This window comes from Candidatus Enterococcus wittei, assembly GCF_002140175.1.
Classification (GTDB): domain Bacteria; phylum Bacillota; class Bacilli; order Lactobacillales; family Enterococcaceae; genus Enterococcus_B; species Enterococcus_B wittei.
On sequence record NZ_NGMO01000001.1, the window covers coordinates 1,092,524 to 1,114,720 of the forward strand.

The following is a 22,197-nucleotide window of genomic DNA, read 5'->3' on the forward strand; positions in this document are numbered from 1 at the left end:
ACCATAATCATATAACTGCTGAACCATGATCCTACAAGCGGCCAGTACTTTCTTAAAACATCCATCTTTACATTAGATAGTTGCTGACTCAGATAGAATCCTACAATAAGGCACTATGAAATATTTCTATTACCTCTTTCCAACTTTTTTAAATAAATTCTACTTTAATCATAGCAATTTATTTATAATATGAAATAAAAAATCTTAACAAGTACTTTTATCATCATATTCACAATTTTTTTCATTTATTGTAAATTGTCATCCAAAAAATCAGCATAATACTATAGTTTCCATTCCTAAATTAAATCTTAGAAAACAGAGGATGGAACAGAAGTGTTTAACTCCGAGAAATAAGAAGGAATTTACGAAAATTGATTTTCAAATTTTTGTGAATTTCAGCTTATTATCTAAGGAGTTGCTTCTGATTCCACCGTTTATACGTACTTAGAGCGTGAAATAAGTGTAAACAATACTTTTATTCCACGCTCATTTTTATCACTCCTTCATAGAAATGGGTTGAATAATAAAGCAATTCCACTCAAAAAAAAGAATCTCAAAAATAGTTTTACCTATTTTCGAGATTCTCTTTTTTGAAGGGACGTCTTTTAAAACGCCACTTATTCATTTTATGAGAAGGAAAATAAGATTTCTCCCTTCTCTTTATTCGATCGTTTTGTCCTATTTAACTGATCATACTGAGATCCTCGTCAATTTTTCTTGGCTGAGTCAAGAAACTATTTGTTATAAATTTTAGGACCTTTTCGCATATTGCGACGATCATTTTTTGGTTCTGACATCTTTTCAGAACGACCGCCGCCTTGCTTCTTTTTGATCAATTCAAGCATTTTTTCTTTAGAATTCATATTTTCTCCTTTACTAAACCATTCCACTCAATGAGATACTTTGCCATTGTACCACATTTTCATGAAAAAAATTCACGCTTTCTGATTTATTTCGTCTGTTTTACGTAAAAAACAAAGAAATACTTCTTTTTAGTAGACTGATTTCTCTTATTTTTCAGTTTTGCGGTTGAGCATTGATTTCACCGCTTCTTCACGATGGCTATCTATACAAAAGTAGCTATCATTTGAAGTATGAAGTGCAATTACTCCTAGTGAAAAATCAGCTTTCAGACAGTCGCTTTCATTTTACGTTTAGTTATTATTCAACAGGGCAAGCATTTTCATAAAATACTATTGTTCGGTTAATTCCTCTTCAATTAGCCATTTATGGTTCGTCACTGTTTTCCCACCATCTGTAGGCTCATAATCAACGATATAGGCCGTACCATTTATTGCTTGATCAATAGTTGCCGTTGCTCCTTTCATCCCCTCCATATGATCCGCTTCTAAAACTACCCGATCTCCTTTTGAATAGGGTTCATTACTCTCTTTTAGCTCTTCTTGGACTACCCATTTATGATTTTCCACTTCTTCCCCACCATCTGTTGGCAGATATGTCACTGCATAAATGGTTGTATCATACGCTCCGACCACTGTCGCTTGAGCACCTTTCATCCCAGACATATGGCCGCCAACAAGTTTTACTTCTGTTCCAAAGGGATATTTAGGATTTTCAGTTTTCTTCATGTTATCAGGTATTTCTCCAGAATCATGCATAGGCATTTCCATGGACGACGAATTCATACTACCACTAGGATGCTCAGAATGTTGCGTATTTATTGATTCATTTGTAGTAGAACATGCCCCTAATATTACTAACGAACTTAATCCTAACATAACACTTCCGATAATTTTTTTCATTTTTTTCTCCTCCTAAAGATCGTTTATAATGAGATTACTAGAGCAAATTTTTCTCAAAGAAACGTTGATTCATACATTTGTTCTAGCTACACATTTGGTAGCTCTTATGAGGTAACTTATCTATGCTCGATCACTTCAAAATCCATATCCCCTACACAGTTGATGGCTCAGGTAACGCTACTTAGTATTGTTTGCTTCTTTTACTAGTAAATAAAATAGTAGAAAGTATCCTTTGGCTCTATTTTTTAGTAACACCTTTATAGGGAACAAAAGCGACGCTCAAAAGAAAGCACTTATAACTACTAAACGCTGATTATAAGAAGTTCGTAGCAAATTTGTTCCTTTGGTCCTGACTTACCTCTACAAGCGAAAAACTTTTTCTAAAAAATGAAAAGCCACTTCAAAAGCTAGTACTCTTAAAGTGGCAATCTACACTTGATCATTTAGGCTTAAATCCTTTTAATCTTAAAGCATTCAGTAAGACTGAAACTGAACTTAAACTCATCGCAGCTCCGGCAAACATCGGATTTAGTAATGGACCACCAAATAGGTGCAAAACGCCCATCGCAATTGGAATACCAATCGTATTATACGCAAAAGCCCAGAATAAGTTTTGCTTGATATTCTTGATTGTTTCTCGACTTAGTTCAATTGCTGTTGGTACATCCATCAAATCGCCACGCATCAAAACAATGTCAGCTGATTCAATGGCCACATCTGTCCCTGAACCAATCGCAATCCCTACATTTGCTTGGGCTAAAGCTGGAGCATCATTGATCCCATCCCCCACCATTGCTACATACATGCCTTCATTTTGTAGTTTTTTCACTTCCATTGCTTTATCTTCTGGTAATACTTCACTAAAGACTCGGTCAATTCCGACTTGTTTAGCGATGGCTTCAGCAGTCCTTTTATTGTCACCTGTGATCATGGCTACTTGGATCCCCATGCGGTGTAATTTCTCGATGGCTGCAACACTTGTTTCTTTGATAGTATCTGCTACTGCCACGATCCCAACAAGTTTATCATCAACAGCAAGATACATAGGTGTCTTTCCTTCTGAGGCTAAACGATCGGATATCTCTTGTGCATCCAGTAAATCAATCTGATTTTCTAGCATCCATTTGCGATTGCCTAAACAAACTAGTTGTTCCTCGATCTTGCCTTGAATGCCATGCCCTGGTATCGCTTGGAATTCTTTCATGTTTTTCAGTGGTAGATTTCGTTCTTTTGCGCCTTCAACAATTGCTTCTCCTAATGGATGCTCAGAACCAGTTTCTACCGATGCTGCTAGTAAAAGCACCTCATCATCACTATACTCATTATAATGAATAATGTCTGTGACAACGGGTTTTCCTTTGGTGATCGTACCCGTTTTATCAAAAATAACTGTCTGGATTTTTTGTGCTTCTTCTAATGCATCCCCGCTTTTGATCAAGACACCATTTTCAGCACCTTTTCCAGTTCCAACCATGATCGCCGTTGGTGTGGCTAAACCTAACGCACAAGGACATGCGATAACTAGTACAGAGATGGTAATGGTTAAAGCAAAGACCCAAGACTCTTGGCCCAAGAAGAACCAAGCTAATCCAGAAAGAACTGCTATCCCCATTACAATTGGGACAAATATCCCAGAGACTTTATCTGCTAATTTTGCAATTGGGGCTTTTGACCCTTGCGCCTCTTCCACTAATTTTATAATTTGAGAAAGTGTCGTATCTTTACCAACTTTTGTTGCTTTAAAACGGAAGGAACCATTTTTATTGATACTCGCGCCCACAACCGTATCTTCTATTTTCTTTTCAACAGGTAGACTTTCCCCCGTGATCATAGATTCATCAACAGACGAACTTCCATCAACGATTACCCCATCTACAGGAATCTTCTCTCCTGGGCGAACCACTAGAATGTCACCTGTGACTACCTCCTCAATAGAGATCTCCACTTCTTGCCCATCACGGATGACTCGAGCAGTTTTTGGTGCTAGACCCATCAATTTTTTGATAGCCTCTGATGTCTTCCCTTTAGATACAGCCTCTAAATATTTTCCTAATGTAATCAAAACTAGAATAACGGCAGCTGATTCAAAATATAAATCAGGATGTCCATGATGGACCACTACACGACCAGTCGCTAAAAGAACCGTCATCACAATTCCTTGTAACAATGCTGCTGTTGTTCCGATAGCAATCAGTGAGTCCATATTCGGATGTCCTTTGAATAATGCCTTATAACCTACTGTATAAAATGAACGACCCAAATAAATGACTGGGAATGTCAGAATCAATTGAGTAACTGCAAAAGTTATCGTATGATGCGTTGGATCTAGGAAATTCGGTAAAGGTAATCCTCCAAAAGGTAACATCGGTCCCATGGCTATATAGAGTAAAGGTATCGTAAACACAGCAGACCAAATAAAACGTGTCCACAATTCCTTAATATGTGCTTGCCGTTTTTCTCCGAGTTGATCTTTTGAAGGCAAAGCCGTTGCAGGAATCGCCTTGTACCCCGCCCCTTCAACTACATTTAATAGTTCATTGGTCGATACAATATCTTGATCATAAGAAACATTCATTTTTTCTGTCGCTAGATTAACCGATACTTTTGAGACTCCGTTGATCTTTGCCACACTCTTTTCAATCGTTTGAGCACAGGAAGCACAAGTCATCCCTTCGATTTCAAATTCTTGATTCGTCATATTTTTTAACGCTTTATACCCAGCATCAGCGACCGCTTTTTCGATATCATTTTCAGAAAGCATATGACTGTCATAAGCAATATTCATTTTTTCTGTCGCTAAATTGACAGATACTTCCTGAACTCCTTTTAACTTTTTCACATTTCTTTCGATCGATTGCGCACAAGAAGCACAGGTCATTCCTTCAATTGCGTAAGTATCTTTTACCAATTCAGTCATCTCCTTTAAAAGATAAGATTGTGACGAAAGTATATACATCTTAAGGAATTACTTCTACATCTATCTCATGAAGTTCATGATAGAAGCATTTTGTACTGGTGACATAAGGAAAACAATAGAAAACAGCTCTTCACACTTTGTATTATTATCCTTCTTATGATTAAAGTGAGGCTTCACTATTTTCCAAGTCAATTTCACCCAACTGCTATTTCACCTCGTAAATAATCCACCTTCAAGAGCCTAAAATTTACTTTGTCTCAATCTGATACCACTAATCTATTACTGTTTTTCAGCTGTGTAACCTGCTTTGCTGACCGCTACTACAATGGCTTCATTTGTTACACGTTCATCCGCAATGACAGTCAATGTTTTTGTAGCGATTTCGACATTCACTGATTGAACCCCCGCTAAAGCTTCCACTTCTTTCTCGATTTTTGCTTTGCAATGAGCACATGACATATCAGGTACTGCGTAAATCATCGTATTCATCATTTTTCTCTCCCTCTAGCTACAATTACTAATTACGTTCCTAATTGTAACATCTACTTAGATTTTATATTTTGTTTACATTTGTAAACTTCATTGCTCTTTCATTCTAACTCCTTTGATTACATTTGTAAACGTTAATGCTTAAAAATTTTTTTATAAATGATTGGGATTGAATACGTTTGTCTCCTGTAGTTTCTATTCAAGTTGTCGATGTTTTTAATAATAAGAAAATTGAGGTTAAATTTTTTTCTCCTCCTTTTTACTTATCCTCTAAAAAATAGATGATGCTCATGAAGCAACTCCTTAAGAAATAAAGCAGAACATCGAAAATATGAAAAACTACTTTCAGATGTTCTGGCTTGTTTCCTATACAAACATGTCTTTTGATCCTAGTGAAATATTGTCTTTTTTAAACTTTAGATTCAACAAGCACCTTTAAACAGATAGCTTTTTAGTATTCGTTTAAAAAATAGAAATATTTTTTTGAATCCTTGATTAGATTCTTTTTTTATCAAATACGACAATTGATAATAGTAAGGTAAGAAAAATCAGTACGAGACAGATGATTAAAGCTGGAATAAAATCTTCAGGTTTTCCTGTCCCACTCAATATACTTAATGTACCACCTGAAAGGCTCAACGGATTATATTTACTCGCTTTCGGTAGGATACCGATCATACTCAGTACTACTATGACAGTGAAGCAACTAAGCAAACTACCATAAATATTCCCAAATAAAGTTCCGCCAAAAATCACTAAAGCAATCATCCATTCCCCAAAGAGCCATGGGGAAACAAACACAAGGAATGCATGGGGGATTTCGCCTAAATCCCAATAATAGGCCGTATAGCCAAAACAAACACCAAGACAGACAAGATAGGCGAATAACCAAAGTACACTCGCCGTTAGAAATTTCGATAAAATCACAATTTTTCTTGATAATCCTTTGGTCAACAAATTGATTAGGGTCCCTTTAGTCAATTCATTCGCCATAATCCCTGAAAACACTATGATCACTACTAAAATACCCATTTGACCAACATTTTTGAAGAACTGTCCCCATGAATCAAGGGCCGTTGGCTCTGGGACTTTTATCACGATGCCTGGATTTGTCTCTCCAAGGGTTTTCATTATTTCAGGCGTCAACTTTGCTATCAACGGTGACATCATCCCGAATATCAAAAAAACTGCGAGTAGAATAAATATTCTGTAGGTCGCTACACTTTCTCGCCATTCTTTTTTTGTAAATGCTATAAATTGTCGCATTGCGTAACCTCCAAGAATAGCTTTTCAATTACAGATTCAGCAGTTTCATATTTCACTGGGATGAAACTATTCTCTTTGAGCACCTGCAGCACACGATCTGTTTCTACTTCTTCATTAAATTCAATCGTTATTGCTTTGGTCTTATTTCGTACTTTTAGATCAGCAACATCACTTTCAAATGCAATTTTTCCTTTATCTAAAATAGCAACACGGTCACAGATTCTTTCAATATCAGATAAGATATGTGTAGAAAATATTACAGTGGTATTCCCTTTGATTTCTTTTAGGATATCTAGTATTTCTTTACGGCCTACTGGATCCAAAGCTGAAGTTGGTTCATCACAGATCAGCAGTTTAGGTTCACCGATCAATGCTTGAGCGAGGCCTAATCTTTGCTTCATCCCCCTCGAAAATCCATTGATTCTATAGTCTGCATGGTCTAGTCCTACAAGTCGTAGTAATTCTTCAATTCTAACAGTGGCTTTTTTCTTGTCAATGTCTGCAATATCCGCACATAATCTCAAATAATCTCTTGGTCGCATATAGCCATAATACTCGGGAATGTCCGGTAAATAACCAATCATGCGGTTCGTCTTGGTAGCACCAAAGTGAACCCGATCACCATTTACATATATCTCTCCTTTATCCGGATTCAGCAAGCCTAAAATCATTTTCATTGTTGTTGTTTTACCAGCACCATTAGAACCAATAAAACCAAACACACAGTTTTCTGGTACGTTGAAACTGATCTCATCAATGACTTTGTTATCACCAAAAGATTTCGATAATCCATGAATCTCAAGTATATTCATCAGTCATCGCTCCTCCCAATAGTAAAATACAAGACTGGACCAATGATATTGAGAAAGACACTAATGATGATCCACAACGCTTTATTACCGAAACGAAACTTATCATGTCTTATAATATGAATAACTGCAGCGATCATCAAGACAAATTGAATAATAATTAGTGGGATTAGAAATGGTAAGTACTCTTTAATAAGATCAGACATTTTTTCTCCTTTCTGTTTGTACAGCTTATTTTTTAAATGCCTGTTTGACATTTATGTATTTAATGTTTTTCCGATGATACTAATAGTGTATCATTGTTGCTTATTTTTTGGAATGAACATTTGTATGTTTAGAAGTAACCCTCTAGTCTATCCCAATTACTAGTTAAAACCTAAAATCTTGATGGCCATCAACCCCCTTAGGCATCAAATGGAAATATACATGTTCCTTCACTAAGGATTGTCGTTCTTAGTAAAACACGATTGTAAAAAGGCACACTTGCATAAAAATAGCATCCTAGGTGTAGTACCTAGAATGCTCTCTTTTTTGATAAGGATTGATTTATTTATTCCGTGTCAGTAACCCTACACATTCAATGTGATGTGTTTGTGGGAATAGATCGACTGGCTGGACTTTTTGTAGACGATAGCCACCTTCAGCAAAGAGTTTGGCATCTCTTGCAAATGTTGCAGGATTGCATGAAATATAAACGATACGCTCTGGTTTCATCTCGATAGTTGAATCAATGAAAGAAGCATCTAACCCTTTTCTAGGAGGATCGACCATTACAACTGTTGGTTTCACGCCTTTATCTTGCCATTTTTTCATCACTGTTTCAGCTTTACCTACTTCATAGTGGACATTCTCGATTTTATTCGTCAAAGCATTGAATTGTGCATCCTCAATCGCTTCAGGAATCATTTCCATCCCGTAAACTTTCGCCACTTGATCCGCTAATGATAACCCGATTGTTCCAATCCCTGAGTAGGCATCGATCAAGACATCGTCTTTTTTCAATTCAGCAAAATCAATCGCTTTTTGGTATAAGACTTCGGTCTGCGCTGTATTGACTTGATAAAAAGATTTGGAAGAAATGCGATAAGTTTTACCTAACAATTGGTCTTCGATATAAGAACGCCCATAAAGTACTTTTTCCTGTTTACCTAAAATAACGTTCGTTTTTTCTTCGTTGATATTTTGGATCACAGAAACAACTTCAGGTAAAGCTTCATGAATTGCTTCAGCAATTTCTTTTGCTTTGAAGAATTTTTCTTTACGTGTAACTAACACGACCATCATCTCGTGGGAGTAATGACCTCTTCGAACAATGATATGACGGATTTGTCCTTCGTTTTTCTCTTCATTATAACCACGTACTTGGAATCTTTGCAAAATCTCTCTCACTTTAATAATGGCTTGATCGATTTTAGAATCTTGAATAAAGAAATCAGTTATTTCTACTAAATCATGGCTGTTTTTCTTATAAAAACCTGTCACTAATTCGCCATCCACTCGTCTCACAGGAATTTGTGCTTTATTCCGATAACCAACTGGATCTTCCATTCCTATTGTCGGCAATACAGGAACATCTGGCATCTTTGCGATTTTAGTCAAGACCTGTTCCACTTGTTTTTGTTTGAATAGTAATTGCTGTTCATACTTCAAGTGAGCCAACGGAGCAATCCCAGTCCGTAATAACACAGTACTTTCAATGTCTTGACGATCAGGCGAAGTAGTCAAGAATTTTTCGACTTTCCCATAACCAAACTTAGTGCCAGCTTTCACGACAAGGACCTCTACTTGCTCACCAGGTAATGTATTTTCAATAAATAATGGATAACCATCGATTTTCGCTACGCCTAATCCTTCATAACTTAAGTCGACGATATCGACTGTGTAACGCTCATTTTTTTTAACAGTTTGTTGTTTCATTTAGTTGCTCCTTTAGCATAATATGGCTTTAGTAACATGATTGCTTTTGTATCATTTCAGCTTTTCATACATTTTTCATCAGACAAGCGAAAGAGCTGGGAAAGCCTTTCGTTCCCAGCCCTTTCATCCAAAAACATGATGTTTCCTATCTGTCTCACTAATTCAATGACAAATAGATAAGAGAAGTTGCTAGCCGTTTCGTTGTCATGCATGACTCAAACGGAACTAGTCAGCTAGTTTGGCCACAAGTACCCTGATGGCTAATGATTTTCACCTTTAGGCTTACTCGTCAAACTCTTTACTCAACTTTGTCATCTAGTTCATTTCTTTCTTCATCGGCAATTTTGCCATCTCCATCGATATCTTCATCTGTCAAACGCTCGACTTCCTTGACAAACTCTTTACTTACTTCCTCTAATTCTTCTTCGGAACCAGTAATGGCTTCATCAGGGATTTGATCCGTATTGGCATAAAATTCAATATGTTGATGAAGATTTTGAAAATTCATTGGAGCATTTCCACCATATTCCCCATCTAAATTGATCATGACAGGGCGATTGATGTTATCTTCTGTCTCCACATACAAATGACTCGTTTTGGTATAGATCACCCGAGGATCATCGACATGTTTCCCACCATTTAACATCAATGCAGCAAGATGCAAGATTTCAAAAATATTGGCTGTCTTCACAATGATCAATGAAAATTTTCCATCATCTAATTTAGCGTCCGGTGCGATTTGTTCAAATCCCCCCACCGAATTCGTTAGTCCTAGGAAAAACATGGAGGCATTCCCATTGTATTCTCCTTCATCATACTTCAAACGCATCTTGATAGGCTTGACACGAGGAAGCATTTCTGCCCCTTTAGCTAAGTAGGCAAGATAACCAAAAATACTTTTTAGTTCTGAAGGGACTTCATATGTCAGTTCAGTCAAATAGCCACCTGCAGCAATGTTGATAAAGTAACTATTATCTGACTGTCCGATATCCATTTTGACTGTCTGATTTTTTCTAATGACATCTGCTGCAGCCTTGATATTATCTCTTGGGATTTTCAGTGCGCGAGCATAATCATTCGTCGTCCCAGCTGGTATAATAGCCATTTTAGGACGTACTTTCAGTGGGGCGATCCCATTAACTACTTCATTGATCGTGCCATCTCCACCTGCTGCAACCACTAAATCAAAACCTAATTCAGCAACCCGCTGTGCTTCATTTTTTGCAGAGTTTTCTTCAGCAGTCGTGGCATAGGCACTTGCTTCATAGCCCGATCCCTCCAAAACTTGAAGGATATCGGCTAAGTTTCGCTTTAGTAACTCTTTTCCAGAAGTTGGATTGTAAATAACACGTGCTTTTTTCATATACTTCCTCTAACGTTTCGCTAATTCTTCATTTAACAATTTGTTCACAACACCAGGGTTTGCTTGCCCTTTCGTTGCTTTCATAATTTGTCCCACTAAGAATCCTACAGCACGATCTTTCCCATTTTTGAAGTCATCGACTGATTGTTGGTTGTTGTCTAAGATGTCATTGATAATTGGTAGTAGCTTTGCTGGATCAGATAATTGTACCCAACCATTTTCTTCTACTACTGCTTGAGCATCTCCACCCTTGATGATCAACTCACGGAAAACTTTTTTCGCCATTTTAGAACTGATCGTACCATCTGCAATGAGACGAATCATGCCAGCCAAGTTTTCTGGTGTCAACTTAGTTTCCGCTAGTTCCATTTTTTCACTATTCAAATAGGCTGAAACTTCACCCATCAACCAGTTAGACACTTGTTTTGCCTCTGCGCCATTTTCTAAAGTCGCTTCAAAGAAGTCAGACATTTCTTTTGATAATGTCAAGACCATGGCATCATATTCTGGCAACCCTAAGTCACGAATATAACGTTCACGACGAGAAGCTGGCATTTCAGGTAGACTAGCTTTCACTCGTTGGATCCATTCATCATCAATCACAAATCTTGGAATATCAGGTTCTGGGAAGTAACGGTAGTCACTCGAACCTTCTTTGACACGCATCAAGATCGTTTTATTCGTTGTTTCATCAAAACGTCTTGTTTCTTGTTGGATTTCTCCACCAGATAGCAATACTTTCGCTTGACGTTTTTCTTCAAAAGCTAAGCCTTTTTTGACGAATGATAAGGAGTTCAAGTTTTTCAATTCCGCTTTTGTCCCAAACTCTTCTTGGCCATAAGGTCTTAATGAAATATTGGCGTCACAACGCATAGATCCTTCTTCCATCTTCACATCACTGACTTCAGTAAATTGGATGATTGAGCGAAGTGCTTCTAAGTACGCATATGCTTCCTCTGGAGAACGCATATCTGCTTCTGAGACGATCTCAATCAGCGGTGTTCCTTGTCTATTTAGATCTACATAAGAGTAACCGCCGATGCCATGCATATTTTTCCCAGCATCTTCTTCTAAATGGACACGTTCGATACGGATCTTTTTCTTTTTACCTTCTACTTCAATCTCGATCCAACCATCATGACCGATGGGCTGGTCAAATTGAGAGATTTGATAAGCTTTTGGATTATCAGGATAGAAATAGTTTTTGCGGTCAAAATGTGTATCTTTTGAAATCTTACAATTTAACGCAAGTGCTGCTCGCATCCCAAACTCTAATGCGGCTTTGTTCATTACTGGTAAAACCCCAGGATATCCCCAGTCAATCACATTTGTATTACTGTTTGGTTCAGCACCAAAATGTGCAGGAGCTGGAGAGAAAATTTTAGAGTTTGTTTTTAATTCAACATGGACTTCTAGTCCAATGATCGTTTCAAAATTCATTCGTCTTTCCCTCCTAAAATAGCTGGCTGTTGTTGATGGAACTCTGTCGCTTGCTCAAAGGCATAAGCAGCTTGATACATCGTTTTTTCGTCAAAATAATTTCCGATGATCTGCAATCCGACAGGCAGCCCTTCAACAAGACCGGCAGGAACTGACATTCCAGGAAGGCCAGCTAAATTTACGGGGATCGTCAAGATATCATTCATGTACATGGTGATCGGATCATTGATCTTTTCACCGATACCAAAAGCAACGGTTGGTGATGATGGGCCAATGATCAAATCATAGTCGGCAAAAACTTTTTCAAAATCACGTTTAATCAATGTACGGACTTGTCCTGCTTTTTTGAAATGCGCATCATAATATCCTGCACTCAATGAGAATGTCCCTAGCATGATCCGACGTTTGACTTCTTCGCCAAATCCCTCAGAACGTGAATTTACATAAACATCTTCTAAGTTCTTCACATTTTCAGAACGATAGCCGTAGCGAATCCCATCAAAACGTTGTAAGTTTGAGCTTGCTTCTGATGAAGCAATGATATAGTACACTGCTACACCATATTTTGAATGAGGTAAGCTGACTTCTTCAACAGTTGCTCCTAATGAGCGGAAAGTTTCAGCTGCTTTTAAAACAGCTTCTTTGACACCAGGATTGACTCCTTCACCTAAATATTCTGTTGGCAAGGCAATTTTCATTCCTTTGATGTCGCCTGTTAATCCTTTGGCAAAATCAGGAACAGAAACACCAGAAGAAGTGCCGTCTTTTTCATCGTAGCCGCTGATTGCAGTTAGTGCCAATGCGTTATCTTTAACTGTACGTGTCATTGGACCAATTTGGTCAAGGGATGATGCAAAAGCAATCAGCCCAAAACGAGATACCCGTCCATAAGTTGGCTTCATACCTACGATTCCATTGAATGCTGCTGGTTGACGAATACTTCCCCCTGTGTCGCTTCCTAAAGAAACAGGGATTTGTCCTGCTGCCACAGCTGCTGCTGAACCACCGGAAGATCCACCAGGAACTTTTGTTTGATCCCAAGCATTTTTGGTCTTTTTGAAATAGGAGGTTTCTGTACTTCCACCCATTGCAAATTCGTCCATGTTCAATTTGCCCACAGGGATCATATCTGCTTGATACACTTTATCCATGACTGTTGCATCATAGATCGGTTCGAAATTATAAAGGATCTTTGAAGCCGCAGTCGTCAAAAGATCTTTCGTGACAATGTTGTCTTTGATCCCAATTGGGATGCCCGCAAGGACATTGTTTTTATCGATCCCTTTTTCATCAAGGGCTTTTGCTTGTGCAAGAGCTTTTTCTTCATTCAAGGTAATGAATGCATCGATTTTAGGCTCTGTTTCTTTAATTCGATCGAATGTCGCTCTCACTAGATCTTGCGCAGTGATTTCTTTTGATACAAGTAACTGATGTAATTCTTCCAGTGAACGGTTGTATAATTCTGTCATTATGCGCCAGCCTCCCCATTATCGATGATTGCTGGAACTTTGATGAAGCCATCTTCTTTTTCTGGTACATTTTTCAATAATTCATCTCTACTCCAGCCTAGTTGTGCACGGTCTTGTCGCATGACGTTGACAGTCTCAACCACATTTGATGTAAATGGAACACCTTCAGTATCTACTTCTTCAAGTAATTCCACCATATCAATAATTTTGCCTAATTGATCAGTAAAACCTGCACGCTCTTCATCAGCAAATTTTAGCTTTGCTAATTTAGCTACGTGTTTTACTTGTTCTTCACTAATCGCCATAGTACCCCTTCTTTCTAAACGAAACTTTGCACTTTATTTTAACACAAGAATTTCTCATTCTGAAATTCTTTCTTGAAATTTATCTGAAAAACTAATCTTATTCTTCAACGGAACGACTTTGACTTAAAGCTTCGGCCATTTTATCTTCTGACCAAATGTCGATACCTAATTCTTGTGCTTTCGTCAATTTACTCCCAGCATCCTCACCAGCTACAACGATATCCGTTTTTTTCGAGACACTGCCAGTCACTTTTCCACCGAGGTTTTCAATGGTTTCCTTTGCTTCTTCTCGAGTAAAACGAGTCAGTTTCCCTGTCAAGACGACTATTTTTTCTTTAAAAGGCGATTCCACTTCCGCTAATTGAGAAGTGCGGATCCCTTTATATTCGAAATTGACCCCTGCTTGTTTCAGTTCTTCCATCAATTCATGGACTTCTTCATTCTCAAAATAAGTCACGACACTATCAGCGATAATATCACCGATCGTCTCTAATTGAATGATTTCATCAAAATCACTGCGACTTAATGTTTCTAGGTCACCAAAGTGTTCTGCCAAGATTTTAGCCGCTTTGGCTCCTACATGACGAATACCTAGACCAAATATCAATCGTTCGACAGAATTATCTTTACTATTGTCGATCGCACTTAAAATATTGTTAGCCGATTTTTCTTTGATCTTATCTAAGGTCACTAATTCATCTTCTGTTAACTTGTAGAGATCTGCCACATCTGCGACTAATTTTTTATCATACATCTGTTCCAAAACTCTTGGTCCCAAGCCATCGATATTCATGGCATTTCTTGAAACAAAATGATTCAATCCTTCTTTTATCTGAGCTGGACATTTAGGATTGATACAACGCAAAGCAACTTCTTCATCCAAATGAACCAGCTCACTGTGGCAGATCGGGCAATGTTCTGGTAATGGATATTCTTGGCTATCTTTAGGACGTTTCTCTAACACCACTTGTGCCACTTCAGGAATAATATCTCCCGCTTTGTAGATTTGGACGGTATCATTCAAGCGGATATCTTTCATTTGTATATAATCCCCATTGTGCAGGCTAGCACGACTAACGGTCGTTCCAGCAACTCTGACAGGAGTCATGATAGCTGTCGGCGTCACTACGCCGGTTCTTCCTACCGTCCATTCGATATCTTCAATGACCGTTTCTACTTCTTCTGGTGGAAATTTATAGGCCGTTGCCCAACGTGGTGCTTTGACTGTAAACCCCAATTGATCTTGCAGAGAAAAATCATTGACTTTTACAACGATCCCATCAATCTCGTAAGGAAGATCTTTACGTTTTTCGTGATATTCTTCAATAAACGACCACACTTCTTCGATTGAATGGCAAAGTTTCTTTTCATGATTCGTATGAAAACCAATTTTTTCCAATTCTTCTAATGCTTCATATTGTGTACGTGCTTGCATTGGGCCAAAGTCTGCTACCGTATATAAAAATGTATCCAAGTTACGTCTTGCAGTGATTTTTGAATCTAACTGGCGCAGCGAACCTGCTGCTGCATTTCGTGGGTTGGCAAAAATGGCTTTTCCTTCTGCTTCTCTTTCCTGATTGAGTTGGACAAAAGAACGTTTTGGCATAAAACATTCCCCACGGACTTCGATACTGATGTCTTCTTTTAATTTGATGGGAACGGAACGCACTGTCTTTAAGTTTTCAGTGATATTCTCACCGACAGTTCCGTCTCCTCGCGTAGCACCTCTGACAAATTCACCATTTTCATAGCGTAAAGAAACAGAAAGACCATCGATTTTTAATTCACAGCAATAATCGACCGGATGTCCAATTGTTTTTTGGACTCTCTGGTCAAAGGCATATAGTTCTGCTTGATCAAACACATCATTTAAACTATATAGCGGAATATCATGCGTGACTTTTTCAAAAGCAGATAAAACTTTGCCCCCTACCCGCTGTGTCGGCGAATCCGCCGTAATCAAATCTGGGTATCGTTCTTCGATTGCGACTAATTGCGCATAGGTTTTGTCGTAGACATAATCTTCGACAGTTGGTTTATCCATCACATAATATTCACGAGACCAACGATTTAACTGTGTTCTAAGTTCCTCCGCTTTTTTTGCGGCTTCATCAATCGTCATTTCATGTTCCATCGTGTATCTCCCCCTGATTAAACTTTTTCAATCGGCGCAAAAGCAGCTAATAATCGCTTCACACCTTGACTTGGAAAAGCAACATCCAATTCCAAATCTTTTGCTGATCCATTGACACGAACCACCGTTCCGTTCCCCCATTTTTTATGTTTCACCTTATCACCAGCTTGCCAACTGGCTGTTTCACCACCTGTTGCTGTTTTTGTTGAAACTCCTGCTCTTGTTGGCTGTTTGTATGCAGGTGTAGTGACTGTAGTCGCTTTTGAACGAAATGGTGTATTTTGAGGAGTTGGGCGCATCCCGTGGATCTCCAACAACTCTTGATCGATCTCTTCAACGAAACGTGAAGGACGATTATATTGTGTTCGCCCATATAATGTACGAGAAAAGGCATTGGTCAAGAATAAAGCTTCCTCGGCACGAGTGATCCCAACATACGCTAAACGTCTTTCTTCTTCCAATTCACTTTCTTCCATCAAGGCCCGTGACAGAGGAAATACTCCTTCTTCTAGCCCAATGAGGAAAACAACTGGAAATTCTAATCCTTTAGCTGCATGTAAAGTCATCAGAGTCACTTGTTTTGTTTCTTCTTCTAAACTATCGATATCCGATACAAGTGCTAAGTCATTTAAGAAAACGACCAGTTTTTCTTCAGAAGACTCTGGATCTTCCTGATTTTCACGTTCAAAACGCCGGTCAAATTCTTGTGTGACGGTTAAGAACTCTTCTAAGTTCTCAATACGTGCTTGTGATTCAAGAGTGTTTTGGATCTTTAGATCTTCCATGTACCCACTACGTTCTAGCACTTCTTTGGTCAACTCCGTAACAGACAAGTAGACACTCATTTCTGTCAATTGATGGATCATCTCACCAAATGAACCTAGCTGTTTCCCGGCTTTTCCACTGATATTAGCTAATTCCACATTTCTTGCCGCCTCAAGCAGTGGCCATTCATGAAGGCTCGCAAAGCTTCGAAGCTTCTCGATTGATCCTGGTCCGATCCCACGCTTTGGTGAATTGACGATCCGTTCAAAACTTAAAGAATCTTGCGGATTAGCGATCACATTTAAATACGCTAAAATGTCTTTGATTTCTTTGCGATCGTAGAATTTATGACCACCGACCATTTTGTAAGGGATGTTGGCTTTCAATAACGTTTCTTCCATTACACGTGACTGTGCGTTTGTTCGATACAAAACAGCAAAGTCTCCGTAATTGCGATGGTTTTGCTGAATTTCTGTTTGCATCCGTTCCACGATAAAACGTGTTTCATCTCGTTCATTATCCGCTCGATAATAAGTGATCTTTTCGCCCTCATGGTTTTCTGTCCAAAGATTTTTTGGCTTACGATTGTTATTATTTTCGATCACCTGATTCGCTGCACTTAAAATATTCTTCGTCGAACGATAATTTTGTTCTAACAAGATCACTGCAGCATCTGGATAATCCTTTTCAAAATCGAGAATATTTTGCATATCCGCACCGCGCCAGCCGTAGATACTTTGGTCCGCATCTCCGACGACACAAAGGTTTCTAAATCGTCCAGCCAACATGTTGACTAACGTATACTGAGCATGGTTAGTATCTTGATACTCATCGACATGGATATAATGAAATTTATTTTGATAATACGCCAAAGAATCTGGATGCTCATCAAACAAACGAATAGTATTCATGATTAGATCATCAAAATCCATGCACTGATTGTATTGCAATTCTTTTTGGTAAGCAGCATAACATTTAGCTGCGATCTCTTCAAAATAACTTCCTTGCATTTTGCCGTAAGCTTCAGGTGATAACAAGCTATTTTTTGCTTGGGAAATCGCCCCTAAAATACTTCGTGGATCATATTTTTTTGGATCAATATTCAATTCTTTCAATATCCGCTTCATCAACGATAACTGTTCGGAGGAGTCAATGATCGTGAAATTACGATTATAACCAATGTAATCCACATCTCGTCTTAAAATCCGAACACACATGGAGTGAAAGGTAGAAACCCATACTTCTTCGCCACCTGATTCTAAAATCGCATTGACTCGCTCTTTCATTTCTTTAGCCGCTTTATTGGTAAAAGTAATCGCTAGGATGTTCCAAGGATTTACCTCTTTTTCTTCAATCAAATAAGCGATCCGATGAGTCAAAACTCGGGTTTTTCCACTACCGGCTCCAGCCATCAGTAACAATGGGCCCTCTGTATGTAGGACAGCTTCTTTCTGACGGGGGTTCATCCCATTTAATAAGTTTACTTTGGATGACATGCACAACATCCTTTCCTTAATCAATCTTATTAATTATAGCATTATCCCCCCATTCAATAAAGCGAATCTTCTTGTAGAAATCTGTCTTCGTTCTTCTGATTATCTATTTGGATTTGTTCCAGTGTGATCCAAGAATCTTCTCCCCACCACTAAATCGTTCAACTAACACTCAGAGATATTTTAAAAACTTTTAAAAGTCTCTTGTGGTAATATCAAATAAAATTCATGATTCCACATTAGTTGCGAAAAAAGAAGATACAATATCCTTTTTCTTAGAAGATTTTTAAAAGATTTCTAGGGGTTTTTAAGCGTTTTTTTATTGACTAAACCGTTTTCTGTTTTATTCTATCAATATTTCTCTTGTATCCTTCGAAGATCCGCGATAAATTAAGGAGGAGTGAGGCGTATAAGATGAAAAAAAACAAACATATCAAAATTGATCAAACAAGAGTCTATTTTATTTTGAAAGGGGGCTTTGTTGGGGTTATTACCGGTATCATCGTAAGTCTTTTTAGACTTTCTATTGAAAAACTAGGGATAATTATCCAAAAAATGTATGTAATCAGTCAAACAACCCCCTTTCTTTTGATCTATCTCCTACTATTCAACTTGTTCGTTGCCTACTTTGTCGGTCTTCTGATTAAAAGTGACCCTGATATCAAAGGAAGTGGCATCCCACAAGTAGAAGGGCAATTGCAAGGCCGATTAACAGTCAACTGGTTTTCTGTTTTATGGAAGAAATTTATTGGTGGCATTTTTTCCGTAGCTTCAGGATTATTTTTAGGTCGTGAAGGTCCTTCCATCCAATTAGGTGCTGTCGTAGGACAAGGTTCTAGCCAACTATTCCATAGTACTTCATCGGAGGAAAAGATTTTGATTTCTAGCGGTGCTAGCGCAGGCCTAGCAGCAGCTTTCAATGCTCCTATTGCTGGTCTCTTATTTGTCTTAGAGGAGATCCATCATTCTTTTTCTCCTCTCGTTTGGTTAACTAGTTTTGCCTCAGCGATTACAGCGAATATGGTTTCTCTTTATTTTTTTGGGTTAAAACCCGTTTTGTCCCTTGGACAAATTCCTTCACTTCCTTTAAGTGAATACAAATCATTGATCTTCTTGGCGATTATTCTAGGTGTTTTAGGATTTATCTATCAAAAAGTATTGCTTTATCTTCCTAAAATTTATCGCTGGGTACCATTGCCTCAAGCATTTCATGGATTTGTACCCTTTTCACTACTTCTTTTTGTTGGTTATTTTTGGCCAGATACTTTAGGTGGTGGAAATCAGTTGATACTTCAAATGCAAGCGCCATTGCCTTTGAAACTGATTCTTGGCCTTTTGCTGTTACGATTTATTTTTTCGATGATCTCATATGGAGCCAGTCTGCCAGGCGGGATCTTCTTACCGATTTTGACTCTTGGCGCTTTGATTGGCAGTCTTTTTGGCACCTTTATGGTTCAATATTTTGGTATGGACCCAATGTACGTCAAAGATTTTATTGTCGTCTCCATGGCGGGTTACTTTGCGGCTATTGGGAAAGCTCCTTTAACAGCTATTATCTTAGTCACCGAAATGGTTGGTTCACTGAATCATTTGATGCCTTTAGGTTTAGTTGCTTTGATTGCTTATGTAGTGAACGATCTTCTGGGAGGAAACCCTATTTATGAATCATTACTTGAACGATTAGTGGTTCACAAAGAGCTACCCGTATTAAAAAGGAAAACGACTTTTGAATTTCCTATTACTCCTGAAAGCTCTCTGGATGGTTTGATGGTCAGGGATGTTAGCTGGCCTAAACATATGTTATTGGTGACGATCATCAGAGGAAATGATGAGATTCTGACACATGGAGATACGATCATGACCGTTGGTGACTTATTAGTGATCTTGACAGATGAAGGACACCTTCACGAAGTCAAAAATGATATCGCCCTCCGCTCATCCGTCACAGCAGTCAAATCGACATAAAATAACTCGTGAAAAAGTCTTTCAAAAGAGGATAAGGCCTCATTGCCTCCAGACCTTAAAAACTCTCAAAAAAATAGTTTCTATAACTTTTGAGAGTTTTTCTTCTTGCCAAAAATCAGCTGATGGAACTTAACTCAAGATCATAAAAAAGTCATTCAGCGCTAAGGATTTAGAAAAAAGTTGAGAAAATAACCCTTACTCCTTAAGGTTACTCAAAGAAACTCCTCCTATTTTCAGCTGAATAATAAAGTATTCAATTTTTCATACGAGTTTAAATTGACATCCCTCCTGATAGTAAGTACACTTACTATCAGGAGGGATGCTTTTGAATACTGCCTATTTACTATTAAATGCCTCAAAAAAATTAAAATATAATCTGAACCAAACGATGGAACACTACGGACTTACTGCACAGCAGTGGGCTGTCATTCAACGGATTGGACAAAGCGAAGAAAGTTTAACTGCTGGACAAATCAGTCAATCTTTAGATATCGATAAACAAACACTTTCGGGAATCATCAAAAGATTAGAAGAAAAAAATTTGATCGTTAGGCACCGAGTCCCTACTGACCGACGTGCATTTTTGCTTCATTTATCTTCGGATGAAGAAAAAGATTTACGCCTCTATAAAAAGGCCAGCGAAGAAGTCCTTGAACAGTTTCTATCTCCACTTACCCTTACAGAAAGAGAAACACTGGATCATTTATTATCAAAGCTACAATATGAAGGAGAAAACGGATGAAAGAAAAAATTTTAGTTATTGGTGGTACTGGTAATATAGGATTACCGCTTATTCGATCACTAAATAAAAACACTGACGTTGAGATTATTGCCGGTGTGTTCCATGTCAAACAAGCCCATGAGGTTTTTCAACCATACCCAAACGTATCTATCAAAAAATTTGATTTTCTGGACCATTCGACCTTTGATTCTGCTTTAGAAGGAGTTAGTAAGGTGTTTTTTATCCGTCCGCCCCAACTGTCAAATCCTCAAAAAGATATGTTTCCTTTTTTAAAAACAGTGAAAAGCAAAGGCATCAAACAAATCGTCTTTGTCTCACTGATCGGCGTAGAAAAAAATCCTCTCACTCCTCATCATAAGATTGAAAAAATGATCCGTGAGTTGGCTATTCCATTTACGTTTATTCGTCCAAGTTTCTTTATGCAAAATTTGAATACTACTCACCGAGAAGATATCCAAAAAAATAGAGAACTATTTATCCCAGCTGGAAATGCCAAAACTAGTTTCATTGATACAAGAGATATAGGAGAAATTGCTGCCATTTGCTTGACCACAACTAAGTATTTGAATACCGAACTAGAGATAACCGGCTCTGAAGCATTGACTTATCATCAAGTTGCTCAGACCATGACTAAAGAATTGGGTGTAACTATTCGTTACAGCAGACCAAGTTTACTCAAATTTAGAAAAACCATGATCAATCGAGGAATAACAAAAGAATACGCAAATGTCATGACTATGCTCTATTTTATCACTCAACTCGGGAATGCCAAGAAAGTAACTGAGACAGCTCAGTCAGTACTCCAAAGACCCGCAACTGACTTTAAGACGTATGTAAAGGATTACAAAAACTACTTTCTGTAATCACAAATGATGAAAAAAATCCAATCTGGACAGAAGTTTCATCCACGCTTTTACCTAGACAGTAAAACAGAATCTTAAAAATAGCTTGGTATACAGTTTAATATCAAAGATCAGCTGATCAATTGGTAGGCTCCCCTCATGTTGAAACCTTAAATTCAAACTTTATTTTAGAGGGGGGCTTTCTCCCACTTTTTTCTTTTATGTGATAGCCCTATTTCTTTCGTTTGTTATTTAGCGTGGCTCAACATGTATTCAAACTACATTAGATGATTTGTACTATTCATCTTGGATTTGTGGCAAGGAGCTATGAGACCGCAGAAGCAACCTCCATTCAGTTCGGCTATTCCATTTGTTGAAAAACTGATAGCCCTCTCCCTTTGAAAGATGAACATCTTGATGCTGGTCTGACATGGTTGCATCCATCTATTTTTTCTTTATCCTATTCCCCAATCCATGAATCTAAGTATGTTAGTAAAACACTATTTTACTAAATGATT

Annotated in this window: 17 protein-coding genes; 3 read left to right on the plus strand and 14 right to left on the minus strand. The window is 38.0% G+C overall.

The genetic code is table 11. From position 1 onward, the window contains the following. Window positions 1-734: 734 nt before the first annotated feature. The 14 genes from A5844_RS14545 to pcrA form a co-directional block, all read right to left on the minus strand. Window positions 735-863, minus strand: a complete 129-nt coding sequence (locus tag A5844_RS14545; protein ID WP_256924516.1) for a hypothetical protein — start codon at window positions 861-863, stop codon at window positions 735-737. Window positions 864-1,193: 330 nt separating this feature from the next. Then, the gene (locus tag A5844_RS04170; protein WP_086284011.1) at window positions 1,194-1,763 is read right to left on the minus strand and encodes a YdhK family protein; all 570 of its coding nucleotides are present in this window, start codon (window positions 1,761-1,763) and stop codon (window positions 1,194-1,196) included. Window positions 1,764-2,202: 439 nt separating this feature from the next. Next, complete coding sequence (locus A5844_RS04175) at window positions 2,203-4,671, minus strand: heavy metal translocating P-type ATPase (protein WP_244610780.1); 2,469 nt, start codon at window positions 4,669-4,671, stop codon at window positions 2,203-2,205. Between the two features lie 288 nt (window positions 4,672-4,959). Beyond that, window positions 4,960-5,169 carry a heavy-metal-associated domain-containing protein gene (locus A5844_RS04180; RefSeq protein WP_086284012.1) on the minus strand — a complete coding sequence of 70 codons (210 nt, stop codon included), beginning with the start codon at window positions 5,167-5,169 and terminating at the stop codon, window positions 4,960-4,962. A gap of 495 nt (window positions 5,170-5,664) precedes the next feature. Further along, complete coding sequence (locus A5844_RS04185; protein WP_086284013.1) at window positions 5,665-6,435, minus strand: ABC transporter permease; 771 nt, start codon at window positions 6,433-6,435, stop codon at window positions 5,665-5,667. Next, a complete protein-coding gene (locus A5844_RS04190; RefSeq protein WP_086284014.1) occupies window positions 6,420-7,247 on the minus strand; it encodes an ABC transporter ATP-binding protein in 828 nt (275 codons plus the stop codon). Before A5844_RS04190 ends, A5844_RS04185 begins: the two co-directional genes overlap by 16 nt. Continuing rightward, window positions 7,247-7,450, minus strand: a complete 204-nt coding sequence (locus A5844_RS04195) for a PLDc N-terminal domain-containing protein (RefSeq protein WP_086284015.1) — start codon at window positions 7,448-7,450, stop codon at window positions 7,247-7,249. The genes A5844_RS04190 and A5844_RS04195 overlap by 1 nt, the downstream gene beginning before the upstream one ends. Window positions 7,451-7,790: 340 nt before the next feature. Continuing rightward, the gene (rlmD, locus tag A5844_RS04200) at window positions 7,791-9,161 is read right to left on the minus strand and encodes a 23S rRNA (uracil(1939)-C(5))-methyltransferase RlmD (RefSeq protein ID WP_086284016.1); all 1,371 of its coding nucleotides are present in this window, start codon (window positions 9,159-9,161) and stop codon (window positions 7,791-7,793) included. A 298-nt stretch (window positions 9,162-9,459) separates the two neighbouring features. After that, window positions 9,460-10,524: a diacylglycerol kinase gene (locus A5844_RS04205; RefSeq protein ID WP_086284017.1), complete on the minus strand. Its 1,065-nt coding sequence runs from the start codon at window positions 10,522-10,524 to the stop codon at window positions 9,460-9,462. Window positions 10,525-10,533: 9 nt separating this feature from the next. Next, window positions 10,534-11,964: an Asp-tRNA(Asn)/Glu-tRNA(Gln) amidotransferase subunit GatB gene (gatB, locus tag A5844_RS04210; protein WP_086284018.1), complete on the minus strand. Its 1,431-nt coding sequence runs from the start codon at window positions 11,962-11,964 to the stop codon at window positions 10,534-10,536. Beyond that, the gene (gene gatA / locus A5844_RS04215) at window positions 11,961-13,433 is read right to left on the minus strand and encodes an Asp-tRNA(Asn)/Glu-tRNA(Gln) amidotransferase subunit GatA (protein WP_086284019.1); all 1,473 of its coding nucleotides are present in this window, start codon (window positions 13,431-13,433) and stop codon (window positions 11,961-11,963) included. Before gatA ends, gatB begins: the two co-directional genes overlap by 4 nt. Beyond that, window positions 13,433-13,738 carry an Asp-tRNA(Asn)/Glu-tRNA(Gln) amidotransferase subunit GatC gene (gatC, locus tag A5844_RS04220; RefSeq protein ID WP_086284020.1) on the minus strand — a complete coding sequence of 102 codons (306 nt, stop codon included), beginning with the start codon at window positions 13,736-13,738 and terminating at the stop codon, window positions 13,433-13,435. The genes gatA and gatC overlap by 1 nt, the downstream gene beginning before the upstream one ends. A gap of 97 nt (window positions 13,739-13,835) precedes the next feature. After that, entirely contained in the window at window positions 13,836-15,872 is a 2,037-nt protein-coding gene (gene ligA, locus A5844_RS04225) for an NAD-dependent DNA ligase LigA (RefSeq protein ID WP_086284021.1), read from the minus strand. A 17-nt stretch (window positions 15,873-15,889) separates the two neighbouring features. Then, complete coding sequence (gene pcrA / locus A5844_RS04230; protein WP_086284022.1) at window positions 15,890-18,133, minus strand: DNA helicase PcrA; 2,244 nt, start codon at window positions 18,131-18,133, stop codon at window positions 15,890-15,892. 411 nt (window positions 18,134-18,544) lie between these two features. Here pcrA and A5844_RS04235 point away from each other — a divergent pair, with 411 nt between their 5' ends. The 3 genes from A5844_RS04235 to A5844_RS04245 all read left to right on the plus strand — a co-directional run bounded on the left by A5844_RS04235 (window position 18,545) and on the right by A5844_RS04245 (window position 21,700). Continuing rightward, the gene (locus A5844_RS04235) at window positions 18,545-20,095 is read left to right on the plus strand and encodes a ClC family H(+)/Cl(-) exchange transporter (RefSeq protein ID WP_086284023.1); all 1,551 of its coding nucleotides are present in this window, start codon (window positions 18,545-18,547) and stop codon (window positions 20,093-20,095) included. 325 nt (window positions 20,096-20,420) lie between these two features. Continuing rightward, window positions 20,421-20,837 carry a MarR family winged helix-turn-helix transcriptional regulator gene (locus A5844_RS04240; RefSeq protein ID WP_179190533.1) on the plus strand — a complete coding sequence of 139 codons (417 nt, stop codon included), beginning with the start codon at window positions 20,421-20,423 and terminating at the stop codon, window positions 20,835-20,837. Further along, on the plus strand, window positions 20,834-21,700 hold the full coding sequence (locus A5844_RS04245; RefSeq protein WP_086284025.1) for an NmrA family NAD(P)-binding protein: 867 nt from the start codon (window positions 20,834-20,836) through the stop codon (window positions 21,698-21,700). Before A5844_RS04240 ends, A5844_RS04245 begins: the two co-directional genes overlap by 4 nt. Window positions 21,701-22,197: the final 497 nt, after the last annotated feature.

Excerpts from the sequence above, each read along its gene's own strand:
- A5844_RS04205 (WP_086284017.1), bottom strand. The coding sequence starts at position 10,524 with ATGAAAAAAGCACGTGTTATTTACAATCCAACTTCTGGAAAAGAGTTA.
- A5844_RS04180 (WP_086284012.1), bottom strand. The coding sequence starts at position 5,169 with ATGAATACGATGATTTACGCAGTACCTGATATGTCATGTGCTCATTGC.
- A5844_RS04195 (WP_086284015.1), bottom strand. The coding sequence starts at position 7,450 with ATGTCTGATCTTATTAAAGAGTACTTACCATTTCTAATCCCACTAATT.
- rlmD (WP_086284016.1), bottom strand. The coding sequence starts at position 9,161 with ATGAAACAACAAACTGTTAAAAAAAATGAGCGTTACACAGTCGATATC.
- A5844_RS04190 (WP_086284014.1), bottom strand. The coding sequence starts at position 7,247 with ATGAATATACTTGAGATTCATGGATTATCGAAATCTTTTGGTGATAAC.
- A5844_RS04170 (WP_086284011.1), bottom strand. The coding sequence starts at position 1,763 with ATGAAAAAAATTATCGGAAGTGTTATGTTAGGATTAAGTTCGTTAGTA.
- A5844_RS04235 (WP_086284023.1), top strand. The coding sequence starts at position 18,545 with ATGAAAAAAAACAAACATATCAAAATTGATCAAACAAGAGTCTATTTT.
- A5844_RS14545 (WP_256924516.1), bottom strand. The coding sequence starts at position 863 with ATGAATTCTAAAGAAAAAATGCTTGAATTGATCAAAAAGAAGCAAGGC.
- A5844_RS04245 (WP_086284025.1), top strand. The coding sequence starts at position 20,834 with ATGAAAGAAAAAATTTTAGTTATTGGTGGTACTGGTAATATAGGATTA.
- gatA (WP_086284019.1), bottom strand. The coding sequence starts at position 13,433 with ATGACAGAATTATACAACCGTTCACTGGAAGAATTACATCAGTTACTT.
- pcrA (WP_086284022.1), bottom strand. The coding sequence starts at position 18,133 with ATGTCATCCAAAGTAAACTTATTAAATGGGATGAACCCCCGTCAGAAA.
- ligA (WP_086284021.1), bottom strand. The coding sequence starts at position 15,872 with ATGGAACATGAAATGACGATTGATGAAGCCGCAAAAAAAGCGGAGGAA.
- gatB (WP_086284018.1), bottom strand. The coding sequence starts at position 11,964 with ATGAATTTTGAAACGATCATTGGACTAGAAGTCCATGTTGAATTAAAA.
- gatC (WP_086284020.1), bottom strand. The coding sequence starts at position 13,738 with ATGGCGATTAGTGAAGAACAAGTAAAACACGTAGCTAAATTAGCAAAG.
- A5844_RS04185 (WP_086284013.1), bottom strand. The coding sequence starts at position 6,435 with ATGCGACAATTTATAGCATTTACAAAAAAAGAATGGCGAGAAAGTGTA.